The 16,849-nt window shown below is 47.7% G+C and carries 15 protein-coding genes and 1 tRNA gene; 3 read left to right on the plus strand and 13 right to left on the minus strand.

Annotated features, from left to right (window positions below; all coding sequences use genetic code 11):
• Positions 1 to 12: 12 nt before the first annotated feature.
• The 7 genes from hscB to uvrB form a co-directional block, all read right to left on the minus strand.
• Positions 13 to 657: a Fe-S protein assembly co-chaperone HscB gene (gene hscB, locus ACOI06_RS08935; RefSeq protein ID WP_420662205.1), complete on the minus strand. Its 645-nt coding sequence runs from the start codon at positions 655 to 657 to the stop codon at positions 13 to 15.
• A complete protein-coding gene (iscA, locus tag ACOI06_RS08940; protein ID WP_420662206.1) occupies positions 635 to 958 on the minus strand; it encodes an iron-sulfur cluster assembly protein IscA in 324 nt (107 codons plus the stop codon). The genes hscB and iscA overlap by 23 nt, the downstream gene beginning before the upstream one ends.
• Positions 959 to 981: 23 nt before the next feature.
• Positions 982 to 1,371, minus strand: coding sequence for a Fe-S cluster assembly scaffold IscU (gene iscU, locus ACOI06_RS08945; protein WP_420662207.1), 390 nt, complete (start codon positions 1,369 to 1,371; stop codon positions 982 to 984).
• 31 nt (positions 1,372 to 1,402) lie between these two features.
• Positions 1,403 to 2,617, minus strand: coding sequence for an IscS subfamily cysteine desulfurase (locus tag ACOI06_RS08950; protein ID WP_420662208.1), 1,215 nt, complete (start codon positions 2,615 to 2,617; stop codon positions 1,403 to 1,405).
• Between the two features lie 39 nt (positions 2,618 to 2,656).
• Entirely contained in the window at positions 2,657 to 3,184 is a 528-nt protein-coding gene (locus ACOI06_RS08955) for a Fe-S cluster assembly transcription factor (RefSeq protein ID WP_420662209.1), read from the minus strand.
• Between the two features lie 358 nt (positions 3,185 to 3,542).
• A complete protein-coding gene (locus tag ACOI06_RS08960; protein ID WP_420662210.1) occupies positions 3,543 to 4,034 on the minus strand; it encodes a low molecular weight protein-tyrosine-phosphatase in 492 nt (163 codons plus the stop codon).
• A gap of 219 nt (positions 4,035 to 4,253) precedes the next feature.
• Positions 4,254 to 6,269 carry an excinuclease ABC subunit UvrB gene (uvrB, locus tag ACOI06_RS08965; RefSeq protein ID WP_420662212.1) on the minus strand — a complete coding sequence of 672 codons (2,016 nt, stop codon included), beginning with the start codon at positions 6,267 to 6,269 and terminating at the stop codon, positions 4,254 to 4,256.
• A 204-nt stretch (positions 6,270 to 6,473) separates the two neighbouring features.
• Here uvrB and ACOI06_RS08970 point away from each other — a divergent pair, with 204 nt between their 5' ends.
• Complete coding sequence (locus tag ACOI06_RS08970; RefSeq protein ID WP_420662214.1) at positions 6,474 to 7,682, plus strand: aromatic amino acid transaminase; 1,209 nt, start codon at positions 6,474 to 6,476, stop codon at positions 7,680 to 7,682.
• Between the two features lie 142 nt (positions 7,683 to 7,824).
• A complete protein-coding gene (gene lexA, locus ACOI06_RS08975; protein WP_420662215.1) occupies positions 7,825 to 8,490 on the plus strand; it encodes a transcriptional repressor LexA in 666 nt (221 codons plus the stop codon).
• A gap of 54 nt (positions 8,491 to 8,544) precedes the next feature.
• Here lexA and ACOI06_RS08980 read toward each other — a convergent pair whose 3' ends face one another.
• From ACOI06_RS08980 to ACOI06_RS09005, 6 genes are all read right to left on the minus strand, one after another.
• Positions 8,545 to 8,940 (minus strand): RNA-binding S4 domain-containing protein, encoded by a 396-nt coding sequence (locus tag ACOI06_RS08980; protein ID WP_420662216.1) that lies wholly within the window; start codon positions 8,938 to 8,940, stop codon positions 8,545 to 8,547.
• 20 nt (positions 8,941 to 8,960) lie between these two features.
• Entirely contained in the window at positions 8,961 to 11,423 is a 2,463-nt protein-coding gene (gene lon / locus ACOI06_RS08985; RefSeq protein WP_420662218.1) for an endopeptidase La, read from the minus strand.
• 130 nt (positions 11,424 to 11,553) lie between these two features.
• Positions 11,554 to 12,858 (minus strand): ATP-dependent Clp protease ATP-binding subunit ClpX, encoded by a 1,305-nt coding sequence (gene clpX, locus ACOI06_RS08990; protein WP_420662219.1) that lies wholly within the window; start codon positions 12,856 to 12,858, stop codon positions 11,554 to 11,556.
• Positions 12,859 to 12,883: 25 nt separating this feature from the next.
• The gene (gene clpP, locus ACOI06_RS08995) at positions 12,884 to 13,546 is read right to left on the minus strand and encodes an ATP-dependent Clp endopeptidase proteolytic subunit ClpP (RefSeq protein WP_420662220.1); all 663 of its coding nucleotides are present in this window, start codon (positions 13,544 to 13,546) and stop codon (positions 12,884 to 12,886) included.
• A 120-nt stretch (positions 13,547 to 13,666) separates the two neighbouring features.
• A complete protein-coding gene (gene tig / locus ACOI06_RS09000) occupies positions 13,667 to 15,022 on the minus strand; it encodes a trigger factor (protein WP_420662221.1) in 1,356 nt (451 codons plus the stop codon).
• A 70-nt stretch (positions 15,023 to 15,092) separates the two neighbouring features.
• Positions 15,093 to 15,179: transfer RNA gene (locus tag ACOI06_RS09005), tRNA-Leu, on the minus strand.
• 367 nt (positions 15,180 to 15,546) lie between these two features.
• On the opposite strand from ACOI06_RS09005, the gene dapC reads away from it, so the two are divergent.
• Positions 15,547 to 16,752: a succinyldiaminopimelate transaminase gene (dapC, locus tag ACOI06_RS09010; protein ID WP_420662222.1), complete on the plus strand. Its 1,206-nt coding sequence runs from the start codon at positions 15,547 to 15,549 to the stop codon at positions 16,750 to 16,752.
• Positions 16,753 to 16,849 lie beyond the last annotated feature (97 nt).

The following is a 16,849-nucleotide window of genomic DNA, read 5'->3' on the forward strand; positions in this document are numbered from 1 at the left end:
TGTTGAATCCGATCAGGCGATTGCGTTTCTAGCGCGTGCAATCTCCTGGATAAACTTGTCGATAAATAGCCACTGCTGAATCGCAGCCACTGCCTGAGGCCAGCACTTTGCGTCAATCATCTGTTCCGTGCGCTCCATGCAATTATGGCGCGCCAACGCAACGTTCTGACTCAGCAATTCAATATCCCGAGCGGCATGCTCTGAATCTATCGCCTGATCACGATATGACTGACGCCAAGTTTCCAACGATTCGCGCCATTGCATTTGCTGCTCAAGAAACGTCATATCTAGCGCATTGCCAGTGCCTTCACCGATGACAAAACCATGCAGTGAACACAAATAGCGCGCCCGTTTAAGTGGATCACGCAAGGTCTGATAGGCTTCATTGAGTTGTGCACTCCATTGCATCGCTACTCGTTTTTCAGCGGCACTGGCAGCCGCAAAACGATCTGGATGCACTTGAGCAACCCGTGCTTTCCAGCGCTGTGCCAAATTCTCTTCATCAATTCTCATGGATTCTTCGAACCCAAGCAACGTGAAGAAATCCGGTACAGCACCCGAGCCCGCAGATTTTGGTGCTGTGGACTCGGTCAAACCGTCATTAACGGGTTCACCGCTGATGGCACGATCTTGATCAGACGGTGAATGATTCGCCACAACCACAGGTCGCCTTTTCATTGGGGTTCGTAAAACGGAAACCTTCATTCAGGCCTTCGCGAGCGTAATCCAGCTGAGTGCCTTGCAGATACACCAGACTCTTAGGATCGATGAAGATTTTGATCCCTTCGCTTTCAAACATCTGATCGTCTTGATCCGGCTCATCCACATACTCAAGCTTATAAGCCATACCGGAACAACCCGTCGTACGCACACCTAAACGCAAACCCAGACCTTTACCGCGTTTTTCCATATATTTATGAATGTGATCAGCGGCACTGGATGTCAATGTAACGCTCATTTCTGAACTCCCTCTGATGTGAATTACTCTTCACCACCAAACTTAGTTTTGTAATCCTGAACAGCTGCTTTAATGGCATCTTCAGCCAAAATCGAACAGTGGATTTTGACAGGTGGCAATGCCAACTCTTTCGCAATTTCTGTATTACGAATTTCCAAAGCCTGGTCAAGTGTTTTACCTTTCACCCATTCGGTGACGAGTGAACTTGATGCAATGGCAGAACCGCAACCATACGTTTTAAAACGTGCATCTTCAATGACACCCTCATCACTGACTCGGATTTGTAGTTTCATCACGTCACCACAGGCAGGCGCACCGACCATTCCTGTGCCAACTTTATCTTCTGCTTGATCAAATGAACCTACATTTCGTGGATTCTCGTAGTGATCCATCACTTTATCGCTGTATGCCATAACTTTGACTCCTGATCATAAATGGACAGAATTAATGTGCTGCCCACTGAACTGTACTGAGATCGATTCCTTGCTGTGCCATTTCCCAAAGTGGGGACATATCGCGCAGTTTTTGTACCCGCGTGTTCAGCAACTCGATCGCAAAATCGATATCTTCCTGGGTCGTAAATCGACCAAATGAGAACCGGATTGAACTATGTGCTAGTTCATCATCACGACCTAAGGCGCGCAGCACATACGAGGGCTCTAAGCTCGCAGACGTACATGCGGAACCACTCGATACAGCCAATTCGCTCACGGCCATAATCAATGATTCGCCTTCGACGTAGTTAAAACTGATGTTCAGGTTATGGGGCACGCGATGTTCCAAGTCCCCATTCAGATAAACCTCTTCCATCTGGCTTACACCGGCCCACAAACGATCACGCAACATCCGGATGCGTTCGTTTTCTGCGGCCATTTCCTGAGCCGCCAAGTGAAAAGCTTCGCCCATCCCGACAATCTGATGCGGTGCGAGTGTACCTGAACGGAAACCGCGTTCATGGCCGCCCCCGTGAATCTGTGCTTCCAGACGAATTCTGGGTCGACGACCGACATACAAAGCGCCAATTCCTTTCGGGCCGTACGTTTTATGCGCACTAAAAGACATCAAATCCACTTTGAGCTGCTGCAAATCAATCGCAACTTTACCAGTTGCCTGCGCTGCGTCTACGTGGAAGATAATCTTACGATCGCGACAGATCTCACCAATGGCCGCAATATCCTGAATCACACCGATTTCATTGTTCACCAGCATGACTGAAACAAGAATGGTGTCAGGGCGCAATGCCTTCTCAAAAGTTTCCAGATCAATCAGACCGTTTTCTTGGACATCCAAATACGTCACCTCAAATCCTTGGCGCTCGAGTTCACGACAGGGATCCAGCACAGCTTTATGCTCAGTCTTCACAGTCAAAACGTGTTTGCCACGCTCAGAATAAAACTGTGCTGCGCCCTTAATGGCGAGGTTGTTTGACTCGGTTGCACCCGATGTCCAAATGATTTCACGGGGATCCGCATTCACAAGCTCTGCGACCTGTGCACGGGCTTTTTCAACGGCCTCCTCCGCAACCCATCCAAACACGTGACTGCGTGACGCGGGGTTACCAAACTTTTCGTAGAGCCACGGCACCATTTTGTCGGCAACTCGCGGATCAACCGGTGTGGTCGCTGAGTAATCAAGATAAATAGCTGGCTTATCTGACATGTTGTACTACTCCTGAAACAGGCATGAATTTATTCTGAATCACACAAAGACGGTCTCGCCTGCACGACGTGCAAACGGATCGGCTGCGGTGGGAGAAATCTTGACTGGGGTTTCCGAGCGATGCGCAGTCCCCTCTTTCAGTTGACGCATTCTTTGCTGATCAACCAGATTTTGCAGTGAAACCGAATCCAAGAAATCGACCATGGTGCGATTTAAAGCAGACCACAAATCGTGGGTCATACAGACTGTTGGTCGACCATGCTCATCGGTTGAACAATTGGATTTGCCACCGCAATTTGTTGCATCGATGGGCTCATCCACCGCAAAAATAATATCGGCAACCGTAATATTCCGAGCGAGTTTGGCCAAGGTATAGCCGCCACCAGGTCCCCGGATACTATCGACGAGCTCATGGCGTCGAAGCTTACCGAACAGTTGCTCAAGATACGACAGAGAAATACTTTGTCGCTGGCTGATGGCGGACAAAGTCACTGGACCACCGTGTTGACGTAGGGCCAGATCAATCATCGCCGTTACCGCAAAACGTCCCTTTGTTGTAAGTCGCATGTCATTGTCCTCTGAATAAGTACCTGACAAATCTGACTTAATTGCTTTATAAGACTGATTTGTCATAGCACATAGTTGACTAAACAGGTCTAGTATAGCAAATAACCGAGCAATTTACTCGGATAATACATATCAACATGTCGGATATATCTTTACACAACCGCGATAAGGTATGTTTAGCCGAGATTCATCAGGGTAAACACCCGATAAAAAAGGAAGACTGAATACCTGATCTAGATCAAATCAGGCATTCAAAAATGACATGAAATCAACACGCGAGCATTAAAAATCAATTTAAAAATGACGCATTAATCTAAGAAGAAGATAAAAAACCTAAAAGCGAACATTAAACGGTGATTTAAGCCGCTTGATATTGCGTAACACGCTTACGAACAACATCCAATACGCCCTGACATGCGTCTTCGATGTAATCCAGAACCTTACCAAAGCCATCCAGACTACCGTAATAAGGATCAGGCACTGTCGCTTCTTCAAATTCGTTGGCGTAACGCATTAAGAGCATGAGCTTATGCCGGTGCATCACAGGGCATTGCTGCTGCATGGCTGAAAGATTCTCCCAGTCCATGGCAAGAATCAAGTCAAAATCTCTGAAATCTTGTGCAGTCACCTGTCGAGCAGGACGCTCAGCGATCTCATAGCCACGTTTGCGCGCAGCAGCAATTGCTCTCGCATCTGGGGCGTCACCGAGGTGATAGTTATGCGTACCGGCGGAGTCCACGCTCACCGCGTCACTCAGGCCGGCCTCATGAATCATATGGCGAAATACGCCCTCCGCACTCGGGGAGCGGCAGATATTTCCCATGCAAACGAAGAGTACTTTTGTCATCATGGCGTGTATTTTGAGGGAAAACCCGTAAAATGTCTACTGTTTTTTTGTAAATTGCACTTACAAATCTTTTACGAAAAACGAAATTTTTGTGTTTTTCGCACTTCCAGTCAAAATCTCAACACCACTTCCCATTGCAACTTACACAAAGAACAATCAGTTTATCGATTAAGAAATGGTGCATCACAACATTTTTAACAAAACCAAAGACAGATAAAACCTTTACCGCAAAACTTTTTCTCGCAATGCCTCTAATGCATCACGCGTTTGAGCTGCCTGCTCAAACTCCAGATTTTTGGCATGATCGAACATTCGCTTCTCAAGCTGTTTAATTGCCCTAGCGACCGATTTTGGATCCTCAACTTTATATTCAGGCATCCATGTCTCATCAGTTGCAGTATCGACTGTCATGACCACGCCGTCAATCAGTTCTTTCACGGCCTTCTGAACACTGCGCGCTTCAATACCGTGCTCGACGTTAAAAGCAATCTGTTTTGTACGTCTGCGATCAGTCTCCTCCATTGCACGTCGCATGGAGTCCGTGATTCGATCTGCGTAAAGAATGGCCCTACCCTGTACGTTTCTAGCAGCCCGCCCTATAGTTTGAATCAAACTGCGCTCTGAGCGCAAAAAACCTTCTTTGTCAGCATCCAGAATCGCAACCAATGCCACTTCAGGAATATCAAGCCCTTCTCGCAGCAAGTTAATCCCAACCAAAACATCAAAAACACCTAAGCGTAAGTCCCGCAAAATTTCAACACGCTCTACCGTATCAATATCCGAGTGTAAATAACGAACCTTTAAGCCTTGCTCAATCAAAAAATCTGTCAGCTCTTCAGACATGCGTTTGGTCAGTGTTGTGACAAGAACACGCTGACCCTGAGCGATGCAGTGCTTGGCTTTCTCCAGTAAGTCATCAACTTGTGTAACAGCTGGTAACACCTCGACAATCGGATCCACCAAACCAGTGGGACGCACAACCTGCTCAACAACCTGATCAGAGTGCGTTTCCTCATAAGCCGCAGGTGTCGCCGACACAAACACGGTCTGACGCATGCGTTGCTCAAACTCTTCGAGCTTTAAAGGTCGGTTATCCAATGCTGATGGCAATCGAAACCCGTATTGCACCAGTGTTTCTTTGCGTGCACGGTCACCACGATACATCCCACCTAACTGCCCCATAGTGACGTGGCTTTCATCAATAAACATCAGCGCATCGCGCGGCAAATAATCAATAAGCGTCGGTGGCGGCTCACCAGGCTGCGCACCAGACAAGTGTCGTGAATAGTTTTCAATGCCTTTACAAAAACCCAATTCAGACAACATTTCCAGATCAAAGCGAGTGCGTTGCTCCAGACGCTGCGCATACGCAATTTCATTATTCGAGTAGAGCTGATCCAATCGCTCACTCAACTCCTCTTTAATCGTATCAATCGCACGCAGCACAGTAGCCCTAGGCGTCACGTAATGGGAACCTGGATAAACCGTAAACCGCGGCACGTTTTGTCGTACCTGCCCGGTCAATGGATCAAACAAGGACAGGGTTTCGATCTCATCATCGAACATCGTCACTCGGACTGCAAGCTCTGCACTTTCAGCCGGGAAGATATCGATCACATCACCCCGTACACGAAACACACCGCGCGTGAACTCAATGTCATCACGCTGGTACTGCATTGCCACGAGCCGAGCCAGAATCTCACTACGCTGAATGCGATCACCGACCCGAAAGATTAGTACCATCGCATGGTAATCAGATGGGTTTCCAATCCCGTAAATACAGGACACGGTGCCCACGATAATCGTGTCGCGACGCTCTAATAGGCTTTTCGTTGCAGACAATCGCATCTGCTCGATGTGCTCATTGACTGAAGAATCTTTTTCAATAAAAAGATCTCGTGAAGGCACATACGCTTCTGGCTGATAGTAGTCATAGTACGAAACGAAGTACTCGACCGCATTGCGTGGAAAAAACTCGCGCATCTCAGCATACAACTGGGCTGCCAATGTTTTATTGGGTGCAAGCACCAAGGCAGGACGCCCTGTTCTCGCAATGACGTTTGCCATGGTATATGTCTTTCCAGACCCCGTTACACCGAGCAAGGTCTGAAACATCAAACCATCCTCAATACCTTCTGACAATCGTTCAATCGCCTCGGGTTGATCACCCGCTGGTGGATACGGTTGAAACAAGGAAAACGGACTATCTGCAAACTCTACGAAGTGACCTTGCGCCATGTTAGACTTTCACTTGGGTAAATTCCCATTTGCGTAAACAACTCTCCATTATGACGAGACACACGCGCAACGTCCAGTTTGAACAGAAAATGTGTAAAAAATCTTCTTTCTGAACAAATGACCTACGCGAGCATTTATGCTGAGGGGTTGACCTATTCGTACAGTCCAACCAAAGCTGCACCAAATGGTGCCAAAGGTAGTTTCATGAGCAATTTATTTGCGCAAGTGGCGCTTGCGCCCCGCGACCCCATCTTGGGTCTGACAGAACAATTCAATACCGACACCCGCCCCAACAAGATCAATCTGGGCGTCGGTGTTTATTATGATGACGAAGGACGCATCCCGTTGCTGCGTTGCGTGCATCAAGTAGAAATGGCGCGTGTACAAGCACAACTTGCCCACGGCTATCTGCCCATCGAAGGTTTAGCGAGTCTGAATCAAGGCGTTCAAAAGCTTTTGCTGGGCGCAGATCACCCCGCATTGGCACAATCATGCGCAGTGACCGTCCAGTCCATTGGTGGAACAGGCGCACTAAAAATTGGTGCAGATTTTCTGGCCACACTTAAGCCCGGTGCGAAAGTTGCGATCAGTAATCCCAGCTGGGAGAACCATCGTGCCCTATTCGAAGCTGCAGGTTTTGAGGTCGTTGAGTATCCTTATTACGATCCCAACACGCGAGGTTTAGACATTGAAGGCATGTTGAAGGCATTGCGAGAACTGCCTGATCAATCCATTGTGATTTTGCATGCATGCTGCCACAATCCGACTGGTGTTGACCCAACCACCGATCAGTGGGCCCTGATTGCAGACATTTGCAAAGAAAAGCAGCTAATCCCCTTTATGGACATTGCCTACCAAGGTTTTGGTACAGGTCTACAAGAAGATGCTCATGCGGTGCGCTTATTTGTTGAAAAAGGTCTGAACTGCTTTGTCAGCACTTCTTTTTCAAAATCCTTCTCACTCTACGGTGAGCGTATCGGCGCCCTTACCATCCTGACCGAAAGCGAGCAGGAAGCCAAACGCGTCCTGAGTCAAGTGAAACGCGTGATTCGCACGAACTATTCCAACCCACCCACTTTTGGTGCTGCCGTGGTCGGTGAAGTGCTCAACTCACCCGAACTATTCGCCATGTGGGACGAAGAGCTAGGTCAAATGCGCGAACGCATCAAACTCATGCGCTCTAGCCTTGTTGAAAAACTAGCAGAAAACGGCATCGATCAAGACTTTAGTTTTGTACTACGTCAGAATGGCATGTTTTCATTCTCAGGTTTAACTGCCGATCAAGTCGATCAACTTCGCGAAGAACATGCAATTTACGCACTCTCAACGGGTCGGATTTGTGTTGCTGCTTTAAATAGCCGCAACATCGATATCGTCTCAGACGCAATTGCACAAGTTCTGAAAGCACAATAAGTCGTACAGACTTTGATTCTGTCTGCGAGTGTCACAATGGCATTTGCAGACAACTAACACGCAGACACCTAACACTTGCCATTTCATATAAATTGCCGCATAATCTTTAACTGTAAATATATACAGATAAAAAGGCGATCTTATGGCGACCGCGTTGACTCCTCGTCAAGCAGAAATTCTAAATCTCATTGAAGATTTGATTGAAAAAAACGGTTTTCCTCCCACACGCGCTGAACTCGCCAAAATTCTTGGATTCCGTTCAATCAATGCTGCCGAAGACCATCTGCGTGCTTTAGCTAAAAAAGGCTACATTGAACTCAAGACAGGCGCATCGCGTGGCATTCGAATCTTACAGTCAAACCGTGAACCCGCCTCCAGCGAAGTATCTCTTTCCACAGCTACATCTTCAAATGAAGATAGCTTTCAGCTACCACTAGTAGGTCGTGTCGCAGCTGGCTCCCCTATTCTCGCAACAGAAAACGTCATCGACGAATATCAGGTGCCCCATAGTCTCTTTAAGAGCAAGCCAGATTATTTGCTCACTGTTAAAGGGATGAGTATGCGCAACATTGGCATTATGGATGGTGATTTACTGGCTGTCCGTAAGACACAAGACGCACTAAACGGCAGTATTGTCGTTGCCAGAATCGGTGAAGAGGTCACTGTAAAAAGACTACAGAAAGCAAAAAATAAAATCATCCTGCTTCCTGAAAATGAAGATTTTGAACCCATTGAAGCTCATGGAGATGAGGACTTTGCGCTCGAAGGCATCGCGGTCGGACTAATCCGCAATACAGCACTTCATTAAAGCAACAAACTTTCTGAATGATTGAAGAAAACGTGGCGAGTATTTTCAAAAGTTTTATTCGTCGCGTGTAAAACGCTCAATCTGACGTCGTTCTCGCTTAGTCGGACGACCACCCCGAATAGCACGCGCTGGCTCCGTGTAAAGACGACGGGCTTCACTAACCTCTTGACGCAAGGTCACACTCTCCGGCGTTTCCTCATAAAGCAACTGCGCCAAAGGTGCAGATCGCCTGACATCACTTAACATTCGCACAAGTACTTCGAGTCGTTCATGGCCTCGCTGAACACGAACACGCTCTCCCAGCTTAACAGGGTGCGCAGGCTTAACACGACTGTCGTTGACGTGAACTCGTCCTAACGTAATGGCTTCTGTGGCTAGGGAGCGCGATTTAAAAAACCGCGCCGCCCAAAGCCATTTATCCAACCGAACCGAATCCATGTTTTGAATCATGGGCTCTTAACACCTGCCGATTAATGTTTTGTCAGCGGTGCTGGACTTGTGTCTGATTTTCCACCAACCACAGCGGGTTGAGTGGCCTCTTCAGCCTCAATGGCTTCTGGCATACGCTCCAGAGCCACTTCCAGAACCTGATCAATCCACTTTACAGGCACAATATCCAGATGGTTCTTGATGTTGTCAGGAATCTCTGCCAAATCTTTGACGTTTTCCTGCGGAATCAGGACGGTCTTAATACCGCCACGACGCGCAGCCAGTAGTTTTTCTTTCAAACCACCAATCGCCAGTACTTCACCACGTAGCGTGATCTCACCAGTCATTGCGACATCAGCCTTGACAGGGATGCCCGTCAACGCAGAAACAATCGCTGTCGTGATTGCGCCACCAGCAGACGGCCCATCTTTGGGTGTTGCGCCTTCCGGAACGTGAACGTGTAGATCACGTTTTTCAAACACAGTATTGGAGATACCAAGACGGTTTGCACGTGAACGCACGACACTACGAGCAGCTTCCACCGATTCCTTCATCACATCACCGAGTGAACCCGTTCTGAGAATCTGTCCTTTACCTGGCATATCCGCGACTTCAATGGTCAGCAAATCACCGCCAACCTCAGTCCATGCCAAACCAGTGACCTGTCCGACCTGATTGTCTTTTTCGGCCATACCGTAGCTATAACGGCGCACACCTAAAAAGTCAGCCAAGTTTTCAGAATTCACTTCAACACAGTGCTCAACTTTGTCAGCTGCTTTGCGTGATTTTGATTTAGTCGTTTTTTCAGGTTCCAGGCTCACCAAAGACTTCACCACTTTACGGCAGACTTTGCTAATCTCACGCTCTAGACCTCGCACACCCGCTTCTTGCGTGTAATAACGAATAATGTCGCGCAAGGCATCATCACTGATCGTCATTTCACCATCGCGAAGCCCATTGTTTTTCATGAGCTTGGGCAGCAGATGTTCTTTGGCAATGTGAATCTTTTCGTCTTCAGTGTAGCCAGCCAAACGAATCACTTCCATCCGATCCAGCAAAGCGGGTGGGATATTCAGCGTATTGCTCGTTGCCACAAACATCACATCTGACAAATCGAAATCCACTTCCACGTAGTGGTCTTGGAATGTATGGTTTTGTTCGGGATCCAGCACTTCCAACAAAGCAGAAGCCGGATCACCTCGGAAGTCCATACCTAACTTATCGATTTCATCGAGTAAGAAGAGCGGATTTCTTACACCCACTTTAGTCATGTTCTGCAAAATCTTGCCTGGCATAGAACCAATGTAAGTGCGACGATGACCGCGAATCTCAGCCTCATCACGCACGCCACCTAAAGCCATGCGAACAAACTTACGATTGGTCGCCCGCGCAATACTTTGACCAAGTGAGGTTTTACCCACACCAGGTGGTCCCACCAAACAAAGAATGGGCGCTTTCACCTTATCAACACGTTGCTGCACAGCCAAGTACTCAACAATGCGTTCTTTGACCTTCTCTAAGCCGTAGTGATCATCATCCAAGACGGTTTCTGCCGTTTGAATCGAATGATTGATCTTGCTCTTTTTACGCCACGGTAAATCCACCACGGTATCGATGTAATTGCGAACCACGGTTGCTTCAGCCGACATCGGCGACATCATCTTGAGCTTTTTAACTTCAGCATCGACTTTTTTATGGGCTTCTTTTGATAAACCAGCTTTTGCGATGCGCTGCTCAAGCTCTTCGATATCCGCCCCATCTTCAGCATCACCGAGTTCTTTCTGAATGGCTTTCACTTGCTCATTCAGATAGTAATCACGCTGGCTTTTTTCCATCTGCTTTTTGACGCGACCACGAATGCGCTTTTCGACCTGAAGAATATCGACTTCAGATTCAATCTGACCCAACAAAGCTTCTAGGCGCTTAACGGTATCGGTGATCTCAAGCAGATTCTGCTTTTGCTCAAGCTTTAAAGGCAAATGCGCTGCAATCGAATCAGCCAATCGTGACGCACTTTCGATACTGGACAATGAGCCTAGTACCTCGGGTGGAATCTTCTTATTGAGTTTGACGTAGGTTTCAAACTGATTCACCACCGTACGTCGCAATGCCTCAACCTCAGCACCCTGCTCATCGACAGGCTCTAAGGGCATCACATCGGCAGAAAAATGTTCATCGGTATCCGAGATACTCAGAATTTTGGCACGCTGCACGCCCTCCACTAGGACTTTAACGGTCCCATCAGGCAGTTTCAGCATTTGGAGAATCGTGGCTAAACTTCCCAGCTCATAAACATCTTCTGGCGCTGGATCATCTTTGGAGGCTGACTTCTGAGCGGCTAGCATCACATTTTTATTGTCAGCCATGGCAGATTCGAGAGCACGAATCGAGCGCGGCCGACCCACAAACAATGGAATCACCATGTGCGGAAACACCACCACGTCACGCAAAGGGAGCAATGGTAATGTAATACGCTCAGCCGGTAAAACGGAATGACTTGACATAATTTGTCCTCTTCATTGTCGTCCCTGAAACACACTGCATCGGGACTTTCGCTAACTATGGTTAGTGATATTGGGACAATTTCCTGAATATCAAGTGCTGACCTGTAAAAGGCCAGCACATTCAGTACATTCAGGCTGCGGCATGATCATTGGTCTGATCTTTTTCTGCCTTTTTGTCACCCTTCTTGACTGTGTCATCTTTGTACAGCAATGTTGGTTTGGCATTGGCTGTAATCACGTTTTCATCCAAAATCACTTTGGAGACATTCCCGTAGGAGGGAATTTCAAACATGGTGTCTAATAACGCGTTTTCAAGAATTGATCTCAAACCACGAGCACCTGTTTTTCTTAAAATTGCCTTGCGAGCAATCGCGTGTAAGGCTTCGGATGTGATTTCCAGTTCAACATCTTCCATGTCAAACAGCTTTGTGAACTGTCGAATCAGCGAATTCTTGGGCTCAGTTAAGACTCTCACCAAGGTGTCTTCTGACAACTCTTGCAAGGTCGCAATCACAGGCAAACGCCCGACAAGCTCAGGAATCAATCCAAACTTAATCAGATCCTCAGGTTCAACCGACTCAAAGGCTTCACCAGCTGCTTTCTCACTCTTGGCAGCGACTGAGGCACCAAACCCAATTCCTGAACGCTCAGTGCGGTTCATGATGACCTTTTCCAGGCCATCAAAAGCGCCACCGACGATAAACAGAATATTGGTGGTGTCGACTTGCACAAAGTCCTGGTTCGGATGTTTACGACCGCCTTGAGGTGGCACCGAAGCTACGGTTCCTTCGATGAGTTTCAGCAACGCTTGCTGGACACCCTCACCTGACACGTCTCGTGTAATCGATGGATTGTCTGATTTACGTGAAATCTTATCAATCTCATCGATGTAAATAATGGCACGTTCTGCACGAGCAACATCGTAGTTGCAGTTTTGCAGAAGCTTTTGAATAATATTTTCAACGTCTTCACCGACATACCCAGCTTCGGTCAATGTCGTGGCATCGGCCATGACAAACGGCACGTTAAGCTGACGAGCCAGTGTTTGTACCAACAGGGTCTTCCCGGAGCCTGTGGGTCCAATCATCAGGACGTTACTTTTACTTAATTCGACTTCGTCTGCAGCCGGTTCAACACCGTGCGAAAGTCGTTTGTAATGGTTATAGACCGCCACCGACAAAATGCGTTTTGGCAAATCCTGACCAATTACATATTGATCTAAAAACTCTTTGATCTGAATCGGTGTGGGAAGCTCAGCACGGTCAGAAGGCTCTGCAATCAACTCTTCCAGAAGAATATTCTGACAAAGCTCAACACACTCGTCACAAATAAAACCGGAATGACCGGCAATCAGCTTACGCACCTCTTCCTGACTTTTTTCACAAAAAGAGCAGTGCAACTTCTTTGTGGACTTTCCAGTTTTCTTTTCAGTCATTATCTCGTGTACTCAATTTTCTAATTCAGCCAGCATCCGCATCCGCACGACTGGTCAACATCTTATCAATAATGCCATACTCCACAGCAGCCTGCGCTGACATGAAGTTATCGCGTTCCGTATCCAGTTCAATACGACTCACGGGTTGACCGGTATTCTCAGCCAAAATTTCATTGAGTCGGACACGCAAATCCAGAATTTCGCGTGCTTGAATCTGAATATCTGATGCCTGACCTTGCGCACCACCAGAAGGCTGATGAATCATAATCCGAGAGTTTGGTAGGCAATAACGTTTGCCTTTCGTACCCGCGGCAAGCAGGAAAGCACCCATACTGGCTGCTAAGCCTGTGCAAAGCGTGGAGATGTCAGGCTTCACGAAACGCATCGTATCGTACATCGCCATACCAGCGTATACCGAACCACCTGGAGAATTGATATAGAGTGAAATATCTTTATCGGGATTTTCTGATTCTAAAAATAGCAATTGAGCAACCACGAGATTGGCGCTCTGATCCGTCACTGGACCGACCAGAAAAATGACACGCTCCTTCAGGAGACGTGAATAAATATCAAATGCACGCTCACCACGACCGGACTGCTCAACAACCATGGGAATGTAACCCAGACCTGTCGGTGTTAATGAAGAGCCACCGTGCAGATTGGCGTAAAAATCAGCAAAATGATTCATAGAGATGTGATTGCTCATATTCTTGGTGCGGCTCCGATCCCGATTCAACTCAAATAACAGACAAGAAGGCGCTGCGAAATGGCAGCACCTCTTCGATCCATGGATATTACACCAGAGGAATTAAGCCTGCTCTGATTCGTCCTGTTCAGACGTTTCTGGCTCAGGTTGTGCTGTGCCCATGATTTCATCAAATGAGACAGCTTTCGGTGTAACTTTGGCTTGCGCCATAATGTGTTCGACCACATTGTCCTCAAGCACCACGGCTTCGATTTCAGCACGACGCTCAGCATCGGACAGATAGTAGCCAACCACTTCGGCAGGATCTTCGTAGTTCTGTGCAAACGCTTCGATTTTGGCACGAACTTGCTCAGGCTTGGCTTGCAACTCAGCTTTTTCAACCAAAGCAGCCAGCAAGAGACCCAGCTTCACACGACGGGTTGCTTCTTCCTCAAACAATTCTTCAGGAATTGGCATTTTGTCCACATCGGGCATACCGCGTGAACGCAGCTCTTCACGAGCAGCTTGCACACGACCAGCCACTTCTTGTTGAACCAGTGCTTTAGGCACATCAAAAGTCACGGCTTGCAGCAATGCATTCATCACGCTGTCTTTTGAGCGAGCGCTTGTACGTGCACTGACTTCGCGTTCGATGTTCTGACGAATTTCTTCCATCAGTTTTTCAACATCGCCTTCAGCCTGACCTAATGCACGTGCAAAATCGGCATCCACTTCAGGCAATTCAGGGCGCATCACAGCTTTCACAGTCACAGTAAACTCAGCGGTTTTACCAGCCAGATGTTCAGCTTGATAGTCCTCAGGGAAAGTCAATGGGAAAGTTTTGCTTTCACCTGCTTTCAAACCCTGAACGGCTTCTTCAAACTCGGCGAGCATGCGGCCTTTACCGACCTGGAACACGAAATCGTCAGCGGTACCGCCGTCAAAAGCCACATCATCCAGTTTGCCAACAAAGTCAACTTTGACTTGATCGCCATCCTGAGTTGCACGACCTTCTTCTTCGACGTATTCGGTGCGTTGTTCACGCAAAATATCAATGGTTTTTTCGATGGCTTCATCACCGACTTCACACGTTGTTTGTGTGATTTCCAGCTCACCCAACTCGGGCACTTCAACGTCCGGATAGATTTCGAAGGTCGCAAGGAACGACAGCACGTCATCTGCGACGTCTTCTGTTTTAGGTTCCACGCTGGGAGCACCTGCAATCCGCAAACCCGTCTTGTCGAGTGCGTCGCCGATGGCCTCGCCCACCAGTTGATTGATGACATCGTAACGAATACCAGGCCCATGGCTGCGCTCAAGCATTGACATCGGCACCTTACCAGGACGGAATCCAGGTGCTTTAGCCGTACGAGCGACTTGTTTGAGTTCCTGGCTGACTTGCTTCTCAACGTCCGCCATCTGAACGGTTACTTCGATTCGGCGCTCAAGGCCTGTCAATGTTTCAACCTCAGGTTGCATAAAGATAACCACCGATTGGATTGTGACGGGACTCGCGTCTAAATTGTCCCGCGCTGTTATTGGAAGAATTTGGTGCGAAGGGCGGGACTCGAACCCGCACGCCCGTGAAGGCGTCAGGACCTAAACCTGGTGCGTCTACCAATTTCGCCACCTTCGCTTAAATCATCAGAAACAGAATTGTAACGCACAGATTCCTTCTGTTTCGTACCACCTAAAAACGCTGAATATAAAAACTTATTTTGCAGCGAATCTGCCATCATAACAAAAATTGAACCAACATATAAACGAGAACCCTTACATTGCCTTCAAATTCACTAAAAAAGCTTAAAACATTCAGAGCTTCCTAAGCAACAGTCAATACAAATCAAATGATTAACCTGATTCAAGGCCATAATGATTGACCTTCTGACAAATATCAGCATGACATTCCGAACCGCATAAATCGATGTTATTTTTCTGTACTGCGATCATTCTTTCGCAGATCTCAGCCCATTCTTTTAAATCGCTTTTGATGACAATTTGCTATGACCAACCCCCGTATGAACTTGCTCCAGGCGTATCCATTTGAAAAATTACGCAAACTGCTCATAAGCACCCGTCCGCAAGACACTGGCTTACCCCTTGTTGATTTATCCGTCGGTGAGCCCAAACATCCTGCGCCGGAAGCTGTCAGACGCGCCATGGTCGATGCGCTGGATGGTTTATCCACCTATCCGCCGACTCAGGGTGACAAGTCATTACGTGAAGCAATAAGTCAGTGGCTGCATACTCGTTATCAGATACCTGCACCCGATGCCAACACCATGGTGTTGCCGATTTTAGGTTCGCGCGAAGCGCTGTTTGCCATCGCACAAGTTGTCATCGACAACACGCAAGAAAAGGCGACAGTCGTCTGCCCTAACCCTTTTTATCAGATCTATGAAGGCGCAACCTTACTAGCTGGCGCTCAGCCTTACTACATTGCGAGTCTTCCAGAAAACCATCAGCTTTGTGATTGGCGAAGCGTGCCTGAAGATGTCTGGAAAAACACGCAGCTGGTCTACACCTGCAGCCCAGGCAACCCTGCGGGCAGCGTCATGCCACTCTCACAATGGCGTGATCTATTTGAGCTATCTGATAAGTATGGTTTTGTGATCGCATCGGATGAGTGCTATAGCGAAATCTATTTTGATGAAAACAATCCACCCCTAGGCGGACTCCAGGCCGCGCACCAGCTCGGACGCGCAGACTTCACGAATCTATTGGCTTTCTCTAGCCTATCCAAACGCTCAAATTTACCTGGCTTGCGATCCGGGTTTGTGGCCGGTGATGCGCGTTTGATTGAACAATTCTTGCTCTACCGTACTTATCACGGCAGTGCCATGTCTCCCATTGTGAGCGCCGCAAGTCTTGCTGCTTGGCAAGACGAAACACACGTACTAGCCAATCGGCAGGCTTATCACGAAAAGTTTGCGGCGGTCGTTCCCATTCTCCAAGAAGCCTTTGATGTTCAGCAACCAGATGCTTCGTTTTATCTCTGGATGAATGTCGGTGAAGACGATACGAAGTTTGTCCATGATCTACTGGATCAGCAAGCTGTTCGAATTTTGGCTGGTAGCTACGTGAGCCGTGAAATCGATGGCTTAAATCCCGGAACTGGCTTTGTGCGCATCGCGCTTGTGGCGCCTTTGGATGAATGCATCGAAGGCGCAAAAAGAATAGTGCAATTCGCCCGCAATCGACGCTCATAACCATCTCCTCAGAAAAATGGCAGGCAAATCAGACAAAACTCACGGTCATCACACTGTTCAAAAAGTCTGGTTTACCTTTAAAAAACCCACATGAAAC

The organism is Orrella sp. 11846, assembly GCF_048820935.1.
Lineage (GTDB): Bacteria > Pseudomonadota > Gammaproteobacteria > Burkholderiales > Burkholderiaceae_B > Algicoccus.